General features: G+C 42.0%; 21 protein-coding genes. All 21 read right to left on the bottom strand.

The window, feature by feature from the left end; translation table 11 throughout:
• Positions 1-30 precede the first annotated feature (30 nt).
• Genes NSQ25_RS07940 through flgG form a run of 21 tightly spaced genes read right to left on the bottom strand, consistent with a single transcriptional unit; the run spans position 31 to position 17,680 of the window.
• Positions 31-570: a hypothetical protein gene (locus NSQ25_RS07940; RefSeq protein ID WP_024426990.1), complete on the bottom strand. Its 540-nt coding sequence runs from the start codon at positions 568-570 to the stop codon at positions 31-33.
• A 21-nt stretch (positions 571-591) separates the two neighbouring features.
• Positions 592-1,359, bottom strand: coding sequence for a FliA/WhiG family RNA polymerase sigma factor (locus NSQ25_RS07935; protein WP_024424154.1), 768 nt, complete (start codon positions 1,357-1,359; stop codon positions 592-594).
• 24 nt (positions 1,360-1,383) lie between these two features.
• Positions 1,384-1,884 carry a chemotaxis protein CheD gene (locus NSQ25_RS07930; RefSeq protein ID WP_024426989.1) on the bottom strand — a complete coding sequence of 167 codons (501 nt, stop codon included), beginning with the start codon at positions 1,882-1,884 and terminating at the stop codon, positions 1,384-1,386.
• On the bottom strand, positions 1,884-2,510 hold the full coding sequence (locus NSQ25_RS07925; protein ID WP_065214356.1) for a chemotaxis protein CheC: 627 nt from the start codon (positions 2,508-2,510) through the stop codon (positions 1,884-1,886). The genes NSQ25_RS07930 and NSQ25_RS07925 overlap by 1 nt, the downstream gene beginning before the upstream one ends.
• 12 nt (positions 2,511-2,522) lie before the next feature.
• Positions 2,523-2,984, bottom strand: coding sequence for a chemotaxis protein CheW (locus NSQ25_RS07920; RefSeq protein ID WP_024424157.1), 462 nt, complete (start codon positions 2,982-2,984; stop codon positions 2,523-2,525).
• A gap of 24 nt (positions 2,985-3,008) precedes the next feature.
• Positions 3,009-5,036: a chemotaxis protein CheA gene (locus NSQ25_RS07915; RefSeq protein WP_041117392.1), complete on the bottom strand. Its 2,028-nt coding sequence runs from the start codon at positions 5,034-5,036 to the stop codon at positions 3,009-3,011.
• Between the two features lie 5 nt (positions 5,037-5,041).
• Positions 5,042-6,115: a chemotaxis response regulator protein-glutamate methylesterase gene (locus NSQ25_RS07910; RefSeq protein WP_326136444.1), complete on the bottom strand. Its 1,074-nt coding sequence runs from the start codon at positions 6,113-6,115 to the stop codon at positions 5,042-5,044.
• Positions 6,112-7,017 carry a MinD/ParA family protein gene (locus NSQ25_RS07905; protein ID WP_326136663.1) on the bottom strand — a complete coding sequence of 302 codons (906 nt, stop codon included), beginning with the start codon at positions 7,015-7,017 and terminating at the stop codon, positions 6,112-6,114. The genes NSQ25_RS07910 and NSQ25_RS07905 overlap by 4 nt, the downstream gene beginning before the upstream one ends.
• Positions 7,011-8,120: a flagellar biosynthesis protein FlhF gene (flhF, locus tag NSQ25_RS07900; protein ID WP_326136446.1), complete on the bottom strand. Its 1,110-nt coding sequence runs from the start codon at positions 8,118-8,120 to the stop codon at positions 7,011-7,013. Before flhF ends, NSQ25_RS07905 begins: the two co-directional genes overlap by 7 nt.
• Complete coding sequence (flhA, locus tag NSQ25_RS07895; RefSeq protein ID WP_034281791.1) at positions 8,120-10,153, bottom strand: flagellar biosynthesis protein FlhA; 2,034 nt, start codon at positions 10,151-10,153, stop codon at positions 8,120-8,122. Before flhA ends, flhF begins: the two co-directional genes overlap by 1 nt.
• Positions 10,154-10,182: 29 nt before the next feature.
• Positions 10,183-11,271, bottom strand: a complete 1,089-nt coding sequence (gene flhB / locus NSQ25_RS07890; protein ID WP_029707677.1) for a flagellar biosynthesis protein FlhB — start codon at positions 11,269-11,271, stop codon at positions 10,183-10,185.
• A complete protein-coding gene (gene fliR / locus NSQ25_RS07885) occupies positions 11,268-12,047 on the bottom strand; it encodes a flagellar biosynthetic protein FliR (protein ID WP_024426982.1) in 780 nt (259 codons plus the stop codon). The genes flhB and fliR overlap by 4 nt, the downstream gene beginning before the upstream one ends.
• Positions 12,048-12,053: 6 nt before the next feature.
• On the bottom strand, positions 12,054-12,323 hold the full coding sequence (gene fliQ, locus NSQ25_RS07880; protein ID WP_003211206.1) for a flagellar biosynthesis protein FliQ: 270 nt from the start codon (positions 12,321-12,323) through the stop codon (positions 12,054-12,056).
• A gap of 16 nt (positions 12,324-12,339) precedes the next feature.
• On the bottom strand, positions 12,340-13,005 hold the full coding sequence (gene fliP, locus NSQ25_RS07875; RefSeq protein ID WP_008354479.1) for a flagellar type III secretion system pore protein FliP: 666 nt from the start codon (positions 13,003-13,005) through the stop codon (positions 12,340-12,342).
• Positions 12,998-13,618, bottom strand: a complete 621-nt coding sequence (fliZ, locus tag NSQ25_RS07870) for a flagella biosynthesis regulatory protein FliZ (RefSeq protein ID WP_231293995.1) — start codon at positions 13,616-13,618, stop codon at positions 12,998-13,000. Before fliZ ends, fliP begins: the two co-directional genes overlap by 8 nt.
• Positions 13,619-13,675: 57 nt before the next feature.
• Positions 13,676-14,038, bottom strand: a complete 363-nt coding sequence (locus NSQ25_RS07865; RefSeq protein ID WP_007499584.1) for a response regulator — start codon at positions 14,036-14,038, stop codon at positions 13,676-13,678.
• Between the two features lie 27 nt (positions 14,039-14,065).
• A complete protein-coding gene (gene fliY / locus NSQ25_RS07860) occupies positions 14,066-15,187 on the bottom strand; it encodes a flagellar motor switch phosphatase FliY (protein WP_111927360.1) in 1,122 nt (373 codons plus the stop codon).
• Positions 15,177-16,175: a flagellar motor switch protein FliM gene (gene fliM, locus NSQ25_RS07855; protein WP_024424167.1), complete on the bottom strand. Its 999-nt coding sequence runs from the start codon at positions 16,173-16,175 to the stop codon at positions 15,177-15,179. Before fliM ends, fliY begins: the two co-directional genes overlap by 11 nt.
• Before the next feature lie 32 nt (positions 16,176-16,207).
• Entirely contained in the window at positions 16,208-16,636 is a 429-nt protein-coding gene (gene fliL, locus NSQ25_RS07850) for a flagellar basal body-associated protein FliL (RefSeq protein ID WP_111927358.1), read from the bottom strand.
• A complete protein-coding gene (locus NSQ25_RS07845; RefSeq protein ID WP_008344794.1) occupies positions 16,633-16,848 on the bottom strand; it encodes a flagellar FlbD family protein in 216 nt (71 codons plus the stop codon). Before NSQ25_RS07845 ends, fliL begins: the two co-directional genes overlap by 4 nt.
• Positions 16,849-16,885: 37 nt before the next feature.
• Positions 16,886-17,680 (bottom strand): flagellar basal body rod protein FlgG, encoded by a 795-nt coding sequence (flgG, locus tag NSQ25_RS07840; RefSeq protein WP_034281786.1) that lies wholly within the window; start codon positions 17,678-17,680, stop codon positions 16,886-16,888.
• Position 17,681: the final 1 nt, after the last annotated feature.

The raw sequence follows: 17,681 nt of genomic DNA, 5'->3' as shown, positions 1-17,681 counted from the left end.
ACACATGATGGACTGACAATCAAGAAACCTTTACAGCTTTCCGCTAAATTTTAATAAAAGCTCGATTTCTGTCTTGCCAGTTTTCATTTCTTTCGCTATTTCTTCTAGTGACCGCCCTTCATCATATAGGGTCTTCACTTGGTCCTCGAATGTTTCTTCTATTTCACTTTTAGAGGGCATAGAAGCCTCTGTTTCGAGTTGTGGAACGGGTTCGTTTACCTTCTCTTCCTGGACCTCAACTTCGCTAAGGAGAGCCGACAGGTGCTCTGGTACGGGATCTTCACTTTCGACCGATTGCTGGGATTCAATTGGTGGTTGTGGCTGCTTTGGTGTCTGAAGATCCGATTTCAGCTCTTCAGCAGAAAAATCAGGGGAAGCGGCTGCCACTTTTGATAGTTTGTCATTCTCTTCTTTGACCTCCATCAAAAATGCAGCCAGGGTATTTTCCGTTTCTTCTAGAAGTTCTCGCTGCTTTTGTTCTGTTGCCTTCAGCGAATTCATTCTCGTATATAAAATAATCACAAAATAAATAAGTGCAGCATGAAGCATGAAGCTAATCAGCCATAACATATTTTTTCACTCACTAACTCTTTAAGATTGAATGGCTTTATCAAGCAGATGCTTAAGCTTGAACAAGGCCTTTGAATGAATTTGCGAAATGCGCGAGGTAGATAAATTGAGCACTTGACCGATTTCCGTTAATGTCAGTTCTTCTTTATAGAAAAGACTGATCACAAGCTTTTCTTTTTCTGAAAGCTCTGTGATTTTTTCAGAAAGCTGTTCAATTAATTCATCTTTCAGCATTTTCTCTTCTGGAGTCACAGACTTCTCGTCGCGAATCATGACTTGGACGTTCTCTCCGTCTTCTTGATCATGCAGCTTCTCATCAATTGAGAGCAGATTTGCAAAGAATCCTTCATTCATCGTTGTGACGACATCCTGTTCACTCATGCCGAGTTCCTCAGCCACCTCTGTCGGCGTCACATTACGCAAATACCGCTGTTCAAGCTTTTCAATAGCCGCTTCTACTTTTTTTGTTTTTTCTCTTGATGTACGAGGCAGCCAGTCCTCTTTACGAAGACCGTCGATAATGGCCCCGCGGATTCTGAAGGATGCATATGTATCAAACTTCAGATCTCTTCCGGGATCAAATTTTTCAAGGGCATCATATAAACCGAGCATCCCTAGACTGATCAAGTCTTCTTTATGCACTGACTTCGGGAGACCGATGGAAATTCTTCCAACATGATATGTGACGAGCGGCATATAGCGGCGCATAAGATCATCTCCAGCAGCTGGGTCTTTCCACTCTTTCCATCTAGCCCATAGCGCCTGATCTTCGTAATTTAAGGATTGCATCTTTATCCCCCTATACTTCCTTAGTTATATCTTCATAATGCCTTGCTTCACAGTACGGATCTCAAGCTCTGCCGTAAGCGGATCGAATTCAATTGTACGGCCACTGTTTCCGCCTGTATCCTCACTAATAATCGGGATATGATGAAGAGACAGATGTTCTTTTACAGCTGAAACGTTTCTAGGTCCAATTCTCATTAGATCATTGGTTGACTTAAACTTAAACATTTCCGCCCCGCCAGCAAGTTTTGCCTTTAGCGCATGTTTGCGTGCGCCTGCTTTTAGGAGCAGATCAATTGTATGCTTGACACCTGTATCTGCATATTTAGCCAAGTTCTCCACCGCCCCTTTTGAAAGAGAGGAGTCTGGAAGCATAACATGGACAAGGCCTGCCAGCCTTTTGTCTTGATCAAACAAGACAAGCCCTACGCAGGAACCAAGACCGGATGTCCGAATGCGGTCCGGTGATTTAACAAGCTGAACATCCGCAATACCAACCTTTACAACTGCCGGAATTTGCACGTTCATTATAGGTTACCTAATGCTTTGAATAGTTTTTCAAACGATTCAAAGTCTGGTAATAGAAACATATTTCCTTTCAGCTCTTGCTTATTTTGATCATCAAAAATAGATGTATCAATCACAATCGCCTGATCGCCAAGAGGACTGAATTGCATCAACCCTTCACTAATGACAGCCCCGAACATATCGAGCGTCACATCTGGAACACTTGGGTGAAGCTGCAATTTTGTTAAATCGGCAAGGGCTGATAAATAAGAGCCCGCTAAAATATTTCCCAGTTCATGAAGTGCTGACGTCCCCATCTCATGTTCATGAATCGTATCAATATCAAATGCAGGGTCCTGGACAAGCTCTCTTACAAATTGCTCCGCTTGCTCAAACGGCATAATGAAAAAGATTGAGCCGGTTAAATCCCCTTCCATTCGCAGGAAAATGCTTGCAACAGGAAGGTCTGCACCGCCAAAGAAATCCATTAAATCTTCAAACGAGAGAACCTTGACAAAAGGAACAGCCATATCTATTTTGCGATCCAATAGGTTGGCAAGAGCAGACGCTGCGTGGCCTGCTCCGATATTCCCAACCTCTCCTAAAATATCTAGCTGTTCATCTTTAATTTCGTTGAAAATGCTCATTTCACATCCCCCTTAATGAACAGGTGCACCTTGAACGCTCTTGTCGAGGACAGCACCGGCATGAATGATATTGAAAAGACGCTGATCATGCTTAATGATACCTGTCACCCATGACTGTCCTTCTTTTTCAGCTGATTCAGGAGAAGATTCTACTTCTTCCTGATGGACGGTAATAACATCATTTGCTTCATCAACAATCCAGCCGACTTCAATGTCACCAACTTGTACAATGATCATTCTTGTTTCATCTGTAATCTCGTTGTCAGTAGAACCAAGTCTGACTCTCAGGTCAATGACAGGCGTCACGACACCGCGTAAATTAATAACACCGCATATATAAGGGGCAACGCCAGGAACTCTTGTCGGCTGCTGCCATTTTTCAATGGACTTTACTTCTGATACTGAAATGGCGTATTCTTTTTTGTTTACGATAAACACAATCATCTTTTCGCCAGTTTTGATATCTGTACTCATTTCAGACCGCTCCTCTATTGTTTTTTACTTGATCAGTGCATTACAGTCAACGATGAGTGCAACTTGACCGTCACCTAGGATCGTTGCGCCGGATATCGCAAATACGTTTGGCAGATAATCTCCTAGTGATTTCAATACAACCTCTTGCTGACCAATAAATGAATCGACCACAAATGCTGTCAGCTTGTCTCCTTTACGAACAACAATGATGTGCAGTTCTTCCTCTAATTCATTCGCATTTGGTACGTGGAATTGTTTCTTCAAGTACACGACCGGTACGATAAATCCGCGGAAATCAATCACTTCACGATCATGCGTTTGCAGGATGTCACTTTTCTTAATGACCGCCGTTTCAATAATAGAAGAAATCGGAATCGCAAATGTTTCCTCTTCTAGTTTTACAAGAAGAACGGAAATAATCGATAATGTAAGCGGAAGCTGGATCGAAAATAGTGAACCCTGTCCTTCTGTTGAGTTAATGCTCACAGATCCGCCAAGTGATTCCAGCTTGTTTTTCACAACGTCAAGACCTACACCGCGGCCTGAGATGTCAGAAATCGTATCAGCTGTAGAGAATCCTGCTGCAAAGATCAATGAATCAATTTGATGATCTTCAAGCGTTTCTGCTTCTCTTTCTGTAATAACCCCGCGCTCTAACGCTTTTTCAAGCACCTTTTTACGGTTAATCCCGCCTCCATCATCTTCTACTTCAATGAAGACATGGTTTCCGCTATGATACGCTTTTAATAGAACCGTACCTTTTTCCGGCTTGCCTTTTTTCACACGTTCTTCTGGTGATTCAATCCCGTGATCTAGACTGTTTCTAAGTAAGTGCAACAGCGGATCTCCAATCTCGTCGATCACTGTTCGATCAAGCTCTGTCTCAGCACCCTCAATAATCAGTTCAATTTTCTTATTAAGCTCTTTCGTCAATTGACGAATCATACGCGGGAATCTGTTAAAGACAGTTTCCACAGGTACCATTCTCATGTTCAGGATGATTGATTGCAGGTCTCCAGAAATACGAGTCATTCTTTCGACTGTGTCTGTGAGTTCGTTATTTTCTAGTTCTTTAGCAATCTGTTCCAATCGGCCTCTATCAATCACAAGTTCTTCAAATAGATTCATAAGAGAATCAAGACGGTCGATGTTGACACGAATTGTTTTCGTTCCGCCGGCAGCTGCACCGTTATTGCCATTTGCTTTTGGCGCATCATTTGCTGGCGCTTTTACAGCAGGAACGGATGTTTCTTCTTTTTTCTGTTCAGGCTGCACCTCTTGCTTTTCAGCCGGAGCTGCTTCTTCAAATGCGGAGACTTCAGAGATCTCAACCTTCTCAACCTCTGAGATCGCCGTGACGATTTTCTGCACTTCGTCCATCGGCTGTTTAGAAAGATAAGAAATGCTGAATTCAGATTCAAAATCTTCTGATTCTAACAGTTCTGCATTTGGAACGGTTTTGACAACCTCGCCTGCTTCATTTAGTCTTTCAAAAATCATATAGACACGAACAGCTTTTAGTAAGCACGCTTCGCTTAATGTCACGTTAAGTTCATAGCATTTGAAGCCTTGCTCTCTCGCTTCATCAAGAACCGTACGTTCAAATTCGTTATAATCTAAGTCATTAGCAGCAGCTGATGCATCTGCTGTTTCAACGCTAGAAGCTGCTTCAGCATGGCTTCCTGTCACATCTAGCTTTTTACTAATCTCTGTGACATCACGTTTCCCGTCTCCTCCTTCTGCAATCGATTGAACCATTGCTTCAAGATGATCGAGTGCTTCAAACATCGTATCCATTGACTCAGGAGTGACAATCATTTGTTCATTACGGATAGCATCAAACATGTTTTCTAAATGATGCGTTAAATGAGCCATATCATCAAAGCCCATCGTTGCACTCATTCCTTTCAATGTATGAGCCGCTCTGAATATATCATTCACTAGCTGCAAGTCGGTTGGGTTCTTTTCTAAATCAAGAAGTTTTTCATTACAAGTTTGTAAGTGTTCTCTGCTTTCATCTAAAAAGATATCTAAGTATTGGTTTACATCCAACGTGTTCACGCCCTCTCTTTTTTCATGGAGCTAATAATTGCATGTGCGATGTCATCCACATGCCTTGTTTCATGTGCAAGGCCTGCTTTAATGACTGATTTAGGCATTCCGAAAACAACACATGATTCTTCTTTTTCTGCAATGACTTTCGTATGACCGCTTGCGACCATTTTTTTGACACCTTCAGTACCATCACTGCCCATACCTGTCATAATGACAGCGATTTTCTCGTAACCCTTTATGCTGCTGATGGATTCAAATAAATAGTTAACAGATGGTTTGTGCCGGCTTTCCGTGTCTTCAGGGGACAGCCTGATGACAAGTGACCCCCCTTGGTCATGAAGTGACATATTCATTCCACCAGGAGCTATGTAAGCCACTCCATTTTTCGCGATGTCTCCATCTTGCGCTTCTTTAATCGTAATTTGTGATAAATGATCTAACCTAGTAGCAAGTGATGCCGTGAATCCTGCTGGCATATGCTGCACAATCAATATAGGGGCCTCGATGTCCTTAGGCAGCTTCGTTACGACTCGTTGAAGTGCCCTTGGTCCCCCTGTAGATGTTCCGATAGTAATAATCTTTCGGAGTGAGTTGCCTTTTACAGATGGCAGCCGGGGTGCAGCCACTGGACTTGGCGGCTTTATCACCGGCTTAGGAGACACCTTCTCTTCAGTGCGTTTCCTTGACAGTCCTGCTGCAAGTACCCGCTCTACAATTTGCCCCCTCACTTTGTGCAAATCGAGCGAAATGCTTCCCGAAGGCTTTGTCACAAAGTCAAAAGCACCGAGTTCTAAGCAATGGATGGTTAAATCTTTTCCTTGCTTTGTCTGGCTTGACACCATAATCACGGCAAGGTCGTGTTCAGCCAGAATTTGTTTTAATGCTTCTGTTCCATTTAAAACAGGCATTTCCACATCTAACGTGACAACATCTGGATTCAGTTCCTTGATCCGTTTTAAGGCATCTTCCCCATTTCGCGCCGTTCCGACGACTTCTATTTCTTGCTCGGCACTTAGAAAATCACTAATGAGCTTTCTCATAAAGGCCGAGTCATCTACTACTAGCACTCTAATCATGAGTCCACCTTCCTCCTTTTAAAAAAAGAGGACAACTTATCTATAAACGTATGCTGTTCTCTCCGTGCCTCTCTTATCTGCTGATGATATAGTGTTTCTGCCAGCATCTTAATGGTTTTACTCAGCCTTGAATGAGGCTGCTTCATATAAAATGGAATTTGTTCTGATACTGCTTTAGGAACCGCAGGATCATCAGGCACAGCGCCAGCAAATACAAGTTTTCTGTGAAGAAAAGATGTGACCACTCCTGCTAATTTCCGGTAGGTTTCAGACCCTTCTGACGGGGTTTTGCACCGATTGACAATGATTTGCACAGACCGTTCAAACTGATGAATGGCTAAGTGTTTAATCGCGCTGTAGGCATCCATGATGGATGTTGGCTCTGGCGTAGTCACAACGACCACTTCTCCTGCCGATAAGACAAAAGGCAGCTGATCTTTTGACAAGCCGGCACCCATATCGAAAAAGATACAATCGAAGTCCTGCATGATTCTTTCCATCTCTTCCAAAAAGAACGACCATTGATCTTTATCTAAAGAAAACAGCTGTTCAAGCCCGCTTCCGCCAGAAATGTAATATAGGTTGTCCGTTCCTTTTGTCATGGCTGCTTGGAAGGATTTTTTTCTAACGAGAACATCTAATATAGAACTAGTCGATGTTTTCCCTAGTAAAATATCAATATTCCCCATCCCAAAATCAAGATCAATCACTAACACTCTTCTCTCTGTACTTGCGATAGACAGTGCCATATTCAGGGTCAAATTCGATTTACCTACCCCGCCTTTACCGCTCATGACGGCAATGGTCTTTGCCTGTCTGCTGGCGTTGAGAGGAGCCGGTGTGATGATTTGACTCTGCTGAACTAGTTTTCTTAACCCTTCTGCTTGGTCAGGCTTCATGATTGTAAAACCATCCTTGTAAGTTCAAGAGGAGAACCTTCAAGAATATCCTCAGGCACATTTTGACCATTTGTTAAAAAACCAAGTTTGATTTGAGAGTCAGCAATGATTTGAAAAATGGTTCCCATCGTGTCCGTTTCATCTACTTTTGTAAAAATGAATTGATTGATTGGAACGTGCTCAAAGCGTTTGACCATGGCTTTCATGTCTTGATACTTCGATGTGGCACTCATCACGAGAAAACTTTGAATGCTCTCATCAAATGGAATAATGTCGATCAGCTCTTTGATATACGCTTCTTCTTTAAAGTTACGGCCTGCTGTATCGATGAAAATATGATCATATTCTTTAAAGGTCTCTTGGGCTTTTACAAAATCCTCTCTCGAATAACAAACCTCAAGCGGTGCATTCAGAAGTTCAGCATATGTTTTCAGCTGTTCGATCGCTGCAATCCGGTACGTATCGGTTGTAATAAAAGCGATTTTCTTTTGCTGCTGAATAGCCGTTTTAGCAGCCAGCTTTGCAATTGTTGTCGTTTTACCAGCTCCGGTTGAACCGAACAGTACAATGTATTTTGAAGAAATCATCGGCTCATCAGAGGTTTTAGCTGGCAGCATATCTGTCAGCAGTTGTTCAAGCTCTTTATTTATGTGATCATCTTTAACTGCGCCCTTTGTTAAAAGACCCTTCAGGCATTCGTCTCGAATGGCATCATCAAGCCCTTGATCCTTTAGCTTTTGATCGATTGCTATAAGAGGATCAGGCAGAATACCCGCATGCCGTTCATTCCTCACATATTCTAAAGGCAGGGTATGAGAAGGCGCTGGTTTCGACGCCTTGGGAACAAATGAAGGCTCTTCGGGGAGCTTTTCCTTTTTTGGCAACACTGGAAGAGGCGGTGCAGGGTTTAACCCTTTACCAGCTCTTTCCTCGAAATCTTGATCCAGCACTGCAATCACTTCGACCATTTGCTGTTTCTTCAAACCGAACAGTTTGCGTTTGACAACGGTTTTAGAATTTAAAATAACGGCATCTTTCCCAAGCTGCTGCCTGATTTGAATCGTTGCCTCCTGCATAGAATTTGCTGTGATTTTTTTCATTTTCATTAGATATCCACCACTCCGATGCTCTGTACTTCCACATTCGCTTCTAGTTCGTTATAAGATAGTACCGGTAAATCTGGGAAATATCTTTCTAACAACTGCTTAACGTACATTCTTATAGGAGGTGAGCATAATAGAACCGGCGTTTCCTGACGAAGCGAAAGCTGTTCAATTTCTCTCGCCACTGATTGAATCACACTTTCAGAGGATTCTGGATCTAACGATAAGTAGTTACCATGCTCTGTCTGCTGAACGCTGTCTGCAATCACCTTTTCTACTCGGCCTGAGCATGTCACGACTTTGAGTGATTCATTTTCTCTTGCATACTGTGCGGTAATCTGTCTTGCCAGCGCCTGTCTCACATACTCTGTTAATAAATCTGTATCAGTCGTTAATTTTCCGTAGTCTGCAAGCGTCTCAAAAATAGTGACAAGGTTTCGGATAGAGACCTTTTCTTTCAGCAGCTTCGCCAGTACTTTTTGAATATCACCGACTGCCAGCGGATTTGGCGTTACCTCATCCACTAAGACAGGGTAACTTTCTTTCAGATGATCGATTAATTGCTTCGTTTCTTGGCGTCCGAGCAGCTCGTGTGTGTTTTGTCTAATCTTTTCTGTGATGTGAGTAGACACAACAGACGCTGGATCCACAACCGTATAGCCTAGCATCTCAGCCTGATCTTTTTCTGCTTCTGATATCCATTTAGCCGGCAGGCCAAAGGATGGTTCGATTGTTTCAATTCCTTCAATCGGATCATCATCAGGCGTTGGGGACATCGCTAAGTAATGATCAAGCAGCAGCTCTCCTTTTGCTACTTCGTTCCCTTTAATTTTCAACCGGTATTCATTTGGGTTCAGTGCAATATTGTCCCGGATTCGGACGACTGGAATGACGAGACCAAGTTCAAGGGCAAGCTGCCTTCGGATCATCACAATCCGGTCTAACAGGTCACCGCCCTGGTTTGCATCAGCGAGCGGGATGAGGCCGTAGCCAAATTCAAATTCAATGGCATCCATTTGCAGGAGATGAATGACACTTTCTGGACTTTTCATCTCTTCTACCTCTGCCTGTTCCTCCAGTACCTCTTCAATTTCTTCTTGGTCTTGTTTGTTTTTCGACATCAAGTATGCGCCGAGGGCAAGTAAACCTGCGATCGGTCCTGTCAAAAGTACGCCGATTGGCGTAAACAGCCCAAGAAGGAAGATCGTGCCTGCTGTGACGTAAAGCATAGCAGGGAATGCAAACAGTTGTTCAGTGATATCTGAACCAAGGTTCCCATTAGAAGCAGCCCTTGTGACGACAATCCCTGTTGCTGTTGAAATGAGAAGTGCAGGAATTTGTGAAACAATCCCGTCTCCTACCGTTAATAGCGTAAAGTGGGAAGCTGATTCTTGAATCGACATTCCTTGCTGAAGCATCCCAATAATGATTCCAAAAATAATATTAATAATGACGATGATAATACCTGCGATGGCATCCCCTTTAACGAACTTACTTGCACCATCCATCGCTCCATAAAAGTCTGCTTCTCTCGCTACTTTTTCACGGCGGTTTCTTGCTTCACTTTCTGTCAGCATACCTGCATTTAAATCTGCGTCAATACTCATTTGTTTACCTGGCATCGCATCGAGAGTAAATCTTGCCGCAACCTCTGATACACGCTCTGCCCCTTTTGTGATAACAATAAACTGAATGATAATCAGGATAAGGAAAACAACGAGACCAACGAGGATATTTCCTCCAACAACAAATGAACCGAACGTTTCTACAACCTTTCCAGCATCTCCTGTTGAAAGAATAGAACGTGTTGTAGAGATGTTAAGCCCTAAACGAAACAGCGTTAAGAGCAAAAGCAATGATGGAAAAATTGAAAATTGCAGTGGTTCTTGCATGTTCATTGTGGTGAGAAGCACGATAAGCGCAAGAGAAATATTAATAATGATTAAAATACTTAATAGCATTGGCGGAAACGGTATGACCAGCATCGCCACAATTAAAATAACACTGAATAAAACAGATAAATCTCTTGCTGACATGCCTGTTCTCTCCTTTTAAAACCAAAAATTCATAAAATCTTTTGTTTCGTTTTATAGACGTAAGCTAAAATTTCTGCGATGGCCTTAAAGTATTCTTCCGGCACCGCTTGGTCGATGTCGACCTGATCATAGAGCGCGCGGGCGAGCGGCCGGTTTTCTACGGTCATGATATCGTGCTCTTTCGCAATCGTTCTAATTTTCAAAGCCAAAATATCCGTTCCTTTTGCCACAACAAAGGGCGCGTCCATTTTTTCTTCATCATACTTTAAAGCAATGGCATAGTGGGTTGGGTTTGTAATGATGACGTCCGCTTTAGGGACTTCCTGCATCATCCGTCTCATGGCCATTTCCCGCTGACGCTGTTTAATCTTTGATTTGATGAGCGGGTCACCCTCTGATTTTTTATACTCATCTTTGATGTCTTGTTTGGACATCCGCAAGTTTTTTTCATAATCAAATTTCTGATACATATAATCAAGCCCTGCTAAGATCAGAAGAGCACCAGCAGCATACAGCCCCATAATTAAGGTCATATTTGCAACGAAATGAAGGGTTTCCTCTGCTGTTAATAAAGGAAGCCGCAGAATTTCGTCAAAGTGCATCCAAAGAGCAATAAATGTCGCAAAGCCTACAAAGCCAATTTTCAAAATGGATTTTAATAGCTCTACGAGGGCTCGAATACTGTATATCCGTTTAAACCCTTTGATTGGGTCAAGCTTTTCTAATTTCGGTTTGATCACTTCTGGTGAAAAGAGAAAGCCGACTTGTAAATAGTTACTGATAATGCCCGCCAGCATACCAACACCAAGGATTGGCATGAGGAGGAGCCCTGTTTCCTGAAGCAATTCCAAGAATAATTGATGAATATTAGATGTGCTAACCTTCATTAGCATGGTTGTTGAATAAAAACGTTCTATGAGCGCGATAATCCGCTCTTTCATAAAAGGCCCAATAAAAAAGAATGATAAAAAGATTAATAGAAATGAGATGGCTGTATTGACGTCGGTGCTTTTGGCAACCTGTCCTTTTTTACGTGAATCCCGCCTTTTTTTCGGCGTTGCTTTTTCTGTTTTTTCACCTGCGAAAAATTGCAAGTCTAGTCTAAGCCTTGTCATCATGACGAACCACCGACCAATGCTAAGAAATTCCTCATGGTGAGTACAATCGTTTCAAATGTATTTTGGACAACACCGAAGATGACGCCCATACAGATGATGATCATAATAAAACTCACACCCATTTTAATAGGAAGTCCAACCACAAATACGTTCATTTGCGGAACTGTACGTGCCACAATCCCCAGCGCCAAGTCGACTAAAAACAGACTTGCCACGACAGGTGCCGAGATTTGAAAGGCGATGATAAACATTTGGTTGAAGCTCTTTGCGATAAAGTAAGCAAAGGATTCACTGCCGAAATTCAATGCGTATTGATCAACTGCAATGTATTGAAAGCTGTAATAGATTCCATCAAGCAGCAGGTGATGTGCGTTTGTTGCCAGCATCAACAGCAATGTGACCGTATAAAAAAACTGTCCCATCAGCGGCGTCTGCGCCCCTGTTTGCGGATCAATAATATTGGCAATCGCAAAACCCATTTGAAAATCAATGAATGAGCCGGCAATTTGAACAGCGGACACCATGATGTATGCAATCAGCCCAAGCAGAAGTCCGACCATTGCTTCTTTCACCGCAAGCATCATATAAAGACCGTCTATGTCGAGTGCTGGCGGTTCTTTTATGGTGCTAAAACTAATGACAGCTAAAAACAGTGAGAATCCAACTCTGTGTACAGCCGGGATCGTTCTATGCGCTAAAAGCGGTACTGTCACAAAAAAAGCGGTGATCCGAATAAAAACTAAAAGAAAAGCAGGGAATAATTCTATAATTGACATCGCTTATTAACCTGCAAATCGATCTAAATTCGAGAACAGCTCTGTCGTAAAGGACACGATTGTTGAAAGCATCCATGGACCAAACACAACAAGTCCAATGAGTACTGCAACAATCTTAGGAATAAACGCAAGCGTCTGTTCTTGAATTTGGGTTGTCGCCTGAAACACACTGACAATCAGTCCCACAATGAGTGCGAGCGCTAGAAGCGGCCCACTCACAAGCAATACCACATACACTGATCTTTCAGCCATCGTAATGACAAATTCTGAACTCATGTTTTAAGCACCTACTCTAAAAGCTTTGCAGCAAAGATTTAACGATCAAATACCATCCATCGACTAAAACAAATAACAATATTTTGAAAGGGAGCGATATCATAACCGGCGGAAGCATCATCATCCCCATTGACATCAGAACACTTGCGACCACCATGTCAATAATTAAAAATGGAATAAAGATCATAAAACCAATTTGAAATGCCGTCTTTAATTCTGAAATGGCAAAAGCGGGAACCATCGCCGTTAAAGGAATATCTTTAATCGATTCAGGTGTATCCATTTTTGCGTAGCTAAGAAATAAAGCCAAATCTTTTTGTCTTGTATGTTTACTCATAAACTCTTTAATAGGCACTTCGGCTTTTTCATACGCCTGATTTAACGTGATGTCATCATTTAAAAGCGGCGTCAGCGCCTCTTTATTAATCTGTGAGAACGTGGGTGCCATGATAAAAAATGTGAGAAACAACGCAAGTCCAACAAGCACTTGGTTTGGCGGCATTGAGTTGGTTGCAAGTGATGTTCTGACGAATGAAAGAACAATCACAATCCGTGTAAAACACGTCATTAAAATGAGAATGCCCGGTGCAACCGAAAATACTGTTAAAAGTAAAAGAAGACGGACAGATGTGCTGATATTTCCTGCACCGCTGGAATTAAATAAATCGATAAACTCATTCATTTTGTTTCGGGCCTTTCTTTCTGACTTCTGATTGGGTCTTTTTCAATTCGGCTAGCTGCGCCTTTAAATTGGCTGAAAAAGAAGAAGTGGTCGGCTGATCATGTTTCTTTATCTGCGATGTGAATTTTTGAACCATTTTTGGTAAATCGGTTTTGCTTTCCATCGCTTCTTCATATTGTTTCACGATCGCTTCACATTCTTGTTCATCATCAATTTCTTTTAGTAGCTGGATTGAGTCTGCTACGCCGACAACTAATACTCGTTTTCCCACTTTGATCAGCTGGACTGAACGGTTTTGTCCGACTGTCGTTCCGCCGATATTTTCAACATAGCGAAATGGTTTGAGTAAGCGGTTTTGCTTACCAACAAATCTCACTAAACCATAAATAAGCAGGATGACAAAAAGTAAGGCACCAATCATTTTGACAAAATCCATAATGGAGACAGAAGAAGAGGGAACTTCTTCTGCCGGATTCGTTTGATTGTCAGTGGTTTTCTTCTCTGTATCCTTTTTGCTTTCTTTCTCACCTTTGAGCCAGTCATTCACTGTGCCATTCTCAGGATCTTTCGTTTCGGCAAACAGTGAGGCAGGCTGCATCGTCAAGAAAAGCATAAAACTGATCATTGCTATACATATCAAACGTTTTTTCAACAAATCTTACACCCTTTTTTAGCCTAACGTTTTATTAATTGCTTCAAGTACGCGGTCTGCCTGGAATGGCTTCACGATAAAGTCTTTTGCACCTGCTTGGATCGCGTCAATAACCATTGACTGCTGCCCCATTGCAGAACACATGATGATTTTTGCAGAAGCATCGATTTGTTTAATTTCTTTTAGTGCAGTGATTCCGTCCATTTCTGGCATTGTGATATCCATTGTGACAAGATCAGGAGATGTTTCTTTATATTTTTCAACTGCTTGTGCACCGTTTTCTGCTTCTCCTACTACATCAAATCCGTTTTTTACAAGAATATCCTTGATCATCATTCTCATGAATGCTGCATCATCTACGATTAATACCTTAGTAGCCATTTACTTATTCTCTCCCTGTATGTTTGTTTATTTTAAATTAGAAAGTCTTTCTGACTGGCTTAAAATGTCAGTCACACGAACACCAAAGTTCTCATCAATGACAACGACTTCCCCTTTGGCGACGATTCGTTTGTTAACTAGGATGTCTACTGGCTCACCAGCAAGTTTGTCCAGTTCAATGATACTTCCTGCTGAAAGCTCAAGAACTTCTTTTACACTGCGCTGAGTTCTTCCAAGTTCCACCGTAATGGAAAGCGGAATGTCCATCAGCATGTCAAGGTTTCCAAGCTGGTTTGTTGTATGCTGAGGCTCACTGAACGATTCAAATTCAACTGGCGCCACATTTACAGGTGCTGCCGGCTTTGGCTTCGCCTGTCTTTTCGGCGGTGCTGCTTGCTGCGCTGGGGCAGACTGCGTTTGCGGAGCTGCCGGCTGAGGTTCAGGTGCACTCACTTCTTCTTGAACCGGCTCTTCTTCTTGCGCAGGATCTGTTAATTCTGCGATTAAATCCTTCGCAAATGTAATAGGATAAAGCTGCATAATATTTGAATCGATGAGTTCACCTATTTTTAATCTGAAGGATACTTTGACAAGCATTTCTTCAGCTGGAATGCGGTCTGTCCCTTCTCCTTCTTTCACATCAAGTAATTCGACGCGCGGCGGAGAAATATCAATCTTTTTATTAAAGACAGTCGACATGGATGTCGCAGCAGAACCCATCATTTGGTTCATTGCTTCTTGTACTGCACTTAAGTGAATTTCGCTTAAAGAAGGGTCAGCATTTGTCCCGTCTCCACCCATCATTAAGTCCGCAATAACTGCTGCATCTGTTTGCTGGACGACAAGCAGGTTACTTGCGCTGAAGCCTTCCGTATAATTCACTTCAATAGCAACATACGGATGAGGAAATTCCTCATTCAGCATACTTTTTTGAATCACTGTAACAGTTGGAGTTGTAATCTCCACTTTTTGATTTAATAGGGTTGAAAGTGCTGTTGCAGAGCTGCCGAATGAAATATTTCCGATTTCTCCAATAGCATCTTGCTCCATTGCAGAAAGGACTGTATCAGGCTCTATATCGTCATTGCTGCCTCCTTTAAGGAGCGCATCGATTTCGTCTTGTGATAATTTACTTCCGTTATTCTCCATCTTCTTCACCTCTTATGTCGTGATCTAGAATTTGAATCGCCTGTTTCCGATTCACGCGGCCGGCCTGTCCCAAGAATTTCGGTTTATTTCCGACCATAACAGTAAGAGGCGCATTTACTGGTTTGTCCAAGGCAATACAATCACCAATTTCCAAATTCAAAAACTCTTCCACCGTCATTTCCGATTGTCCCAGCTCTGCGACTACCGGTATTTTTGCCTTCATAATCCGTTTTTCAATGGCCTTTGTTTCTTGCTGTTTTGGTTCATTTCGTTCAGACTGCATCCAGTAGTGTACAGACAGCTTCGGAATAATAGGCTCTAATACAACGTGAGGAATACATAGGTTAATAACCCCGCTTACCTCGCCAATCTGTGTATTAAGAGAAATGACGACAACTGTTTCGTTTGGTGACACCATTTGAACAAACTGGGGATTTACCTCGAAATCTGCCATTTCAGGCTCGATGTCGGTTATGGACTGCCACGCTTCTCTGTAATTTTCCAAAGCTCCCTCAAACATGTTTGAGATAATCTTTGTTTCAATTTCTGTAAGTGATTCTGTCTTATTATGACTAATGCCAATCCCGCCCATCAGCCTGTCCATCATCGCATAGCCGATTGTTGGGTTTACTTCAAGCATGATTCTTCCTTCAAGCGGGCTGACATAAAATAAGTTTAATAATGTCATATTAGGAATCGAACGAATAAATTCTTCGTATGGTACTTGGTCAACCGAGCTGACAGTAATTTGAATATATGATCTTAGCTGCGCTGAAAAATGCGTGGTGAGCAGTCTAGCGAAGTTATCATGAATCCTTGTTAAACTTCGAATCTGGTCTTTTGAAAAGCGCAGTGCACGTTTAAAGTCATACACCTTCACTTTTTTCGTCGTTTCCTCTTTTTTCAGCTCTTCTGCATCCATTTCGCCTGTTGAGATGGCGGATAATAATGCGTCGATCTCATTCTGGGAAAGCACTTCTCCTGACATTTCTTCACCTCCATCGCGTTAATTAATCGCCTCTATTGCAGATTAAAGGAGGTTATATATACTTCTTTCACCTTGCCATCTTGCAAATAGTTATTCACTTTGTTTTTGACTTGTGTTTTAAAATGTTCTCTGCCTTTTTTGCCATCAAGTTCATCTGCATTCGTGTCTGATAAAATGTCGATTACAGCATCTTTTACCTGGAAACTTCTTTTCTCAAGCTCTGATTTTGCTTTTTCAGAGTCCGTTTCAATATTCAGGACAAGTTTGACAGCATTTCCTTCAGACTTTAAATTGGTGATAATCTCAGGAATTTCAACAGAAGCTTTTACGACTTCATCTGCTGTTGGCTCTTTTTCAGCTTTTGCTTCGTCTGATCCATTCAGCAGAAAAAAGATGCCTGCTCCAATTCCGACGATGGCAATAACCATGATTAGCATTACTACGACTAATTTCTTCTTCATTCAAACTCCTCTATTCCTTGATTCAATGAAATGACTTGGATTTTTCTGTAGAAAGAAATGATTTTCTCTTGAAGCTGCTCTTCATCTTCTTTCACAACGAATTTCTTTCCATTGGCCAAAGTAATGGTCGTGTCTGGAAAACTTTCGATTTGCTCGATATGGAGAGCGTTCAGCATAAATCCTTTGCCATTTAATCTTGTCACTTCAATCATATTAAGCAGAGAAGCGAGCATCCGCTCCCCCTACCTCCTATCGTTTCAGATTCACAAGCTCTTGCAGAATTTCATCAGATGTTGTAATCGTCTTTGCATTCGATTGGAATCCACGCTGCGCGATAATCATTTCGGTAAACTCGTCTGTTAAATCAACGTTTGACATTTCAAGTTTCCCTGTTTGAAGTTCACCTGTTCCTTGACTTCCAGGAGCAATGGCATTACTTGGCGCACCGGAACTGAGCGTTTGGCGGTATAGGTTATCCCCAACTTTGTCTAATCCTCCTGCATTACTGAATGACACAAGTGATACTTGCCCAACAGTACGAGAAACGTTGTTCTCAACAACAGAAACGGTCCCATCTGGCCCAACACTGACACTTGACACATTGTCGCTTGGAATGTTGATTCTTTGCCCATCCATGCCAAGTAGATAGTTTCCATCAGGTGTTGCCAAATCCCCATTTGAATCAGGTTTGAAGTTCCCTGTTCTTGTAAATAGGATTTCACCTTGCTTTTGAATACGGAAAAATCCATCTCCATTAATATAGAAATCAAATGGTTCGTCTGTATTTTGAGAAGAACCTGATTTCATGATTTTATCAATAGAAGATAAAGATGATCCTAAACCAATTTGTTTTGAGTTGATTGAACCAGAGTTGTTCGTTGGTCCACCTGAGCTTGAAATGGTTTGGCTGACCATATCTTTAAACGTGATACGGCTTTTTTTGTATCCGTGTGTATTGACGTTGGCTACGTTGTTGGCTACCACATCTAATTTTGATTGGAAGTTTTTCATTCCGCTAATTCCTGAGTAAAGTGAGCGTAACATT

The sequence above is a fragment of the Bacillus sp. FSL R5-0512 genome (assembly GCF_038593295.1).
In the GTDB taxonomy this organism is placed as follows: Bacteria; Bacillota; Bacilli; order Bacillales; family Bacillaceae; genus Bacillus; species Bacillus safensis.
The sequence above is the reverse complement of the archived record's forward strand: the minus strand, read 5'-3'. Positions and strand labels throughout refer to the sequence as shown.

Coding starts and splice junctions, on each gene's coding strand:
- fliP (WP_008354479.1), bottom strand. CDS start 13,005: ATGAATGAGTTTATCGATTTATTTAATTCCAGCGGTGCAGGAAATATC.
- flhA (WP_034281791.1), bottom strand. CDS start 10,153: ATGTCAGCAAGAGATTTATCTGTTTTATTCAGTGTTATTTTAATTGTG.
- fliL (WP_111927358.1), bottom strand. CDS start 16,636: ATGAAGAAGAAATTAGTCGTAGTAATGCTAATCATGGTTATTGCCATC.
- fliM (WP_024424167.1), bottom strand. CDS start 16,175: ATGTCAGGAGAAGTGCTTTCCCAGAATGAGATCGACGCATTATTATCC.
- NSQ25_RS07920 (WP_024424157.1), bottom strand. CDS start 2,984: ATGAGTACAGATATCAAAACTGGCGAAAAGATGATTGTGTTTATCGTA.
- NSQ25_RS07930 (WP_024426989.1), bottom strand. CDS start 1,884: ATGAACGTGCAAATTCCGGCAGTTGTAAAGGTTGGTATTGCGGATGTT.
- NSQ25_RS07925 (WP_065214356.1), bottom strand. CDS start 2,510: ATGAGCATTTTCAACGAAATTAAAGATGAACAGCTAGATATTTTAGGA.
- fliQ (WP_003211206.1), bottom strand. CDS start 12,323: ATGAGTTCAGAATTTGTCATTACGATGGCTGAAAGATCAGTGTATGTG.
- NSQ25_RS07865 (WP_007499584.1), bottom strand. CDS start 14,038: ATGGCTACTAAGGTATTAATCGTAGATGATGCAGCATTCATGAGAATG.
- NSQ25_RS07940 (WP_024426990.1), bottom strand. CDS start 570: ATGTTATGGCTGATTAGCTTCATGCTTCATGCTGCACTTATTTATTTT.
- flgG (WP_034281786.1), bottom strand. CDS start 17,680: ATGTTACGCTCACTTTACTCAGGAATTAGCGGAATGAAAAACTTCCAA.
- flhB (WP_029707677.1), bottom strand. CDS start 11,271: ATGATGACAAGGCTTAGACTAGACTTGCAATTTTTCGCAGGTGAAAAA.
- NSQ25_RS07935 (WP_024424154.1), bottom strand. CDS start 1,359: ATGCAATCCTTAAATTACGAAGATCAGGCGCTATGGGCTAGATGGAAA.
- NSQ25_RS07845 (WP_008344794.1), bottom strand. CDS start 16,848: ATGATTGAAGTGACAAGATTAAATGGCAAAGGATTTATGCTGAACGCT.
- fliR (WP_024426982.1), bottom strand. CDS start 12,047: ATGTCAATTATAGAATTATTCCCTGCTTTTCTTTTAGTTTTTATTCGG.
- flhF (WP_326136446.1), bottom strand. CDS start 8,120: ATGAAAATGAAAAAAATCACAGCAAATTCTATGCAGGAGGCAACGATT.
- fliZ (WP_231293995.1), bottom strand. CDS start 13,618: ATGCTTTTCTTGACGATGCAGCCTGCCTCACTGTTTGCCGAAACGAAA.
- NSQ25_RS07910 (WP_326136444.1), bottom strand. CDS start 6,115: ATGATTAGAGTGCTAGTAGTAGATGACTCGGCCTTTATGAGAAAGCTC.
- fliY (WP_111927360.1), bottom strand. CDS start 15,187: ATGGAGAATAACGGAAGTAAATTATCACAAGACGAAATCGATGCGCTC.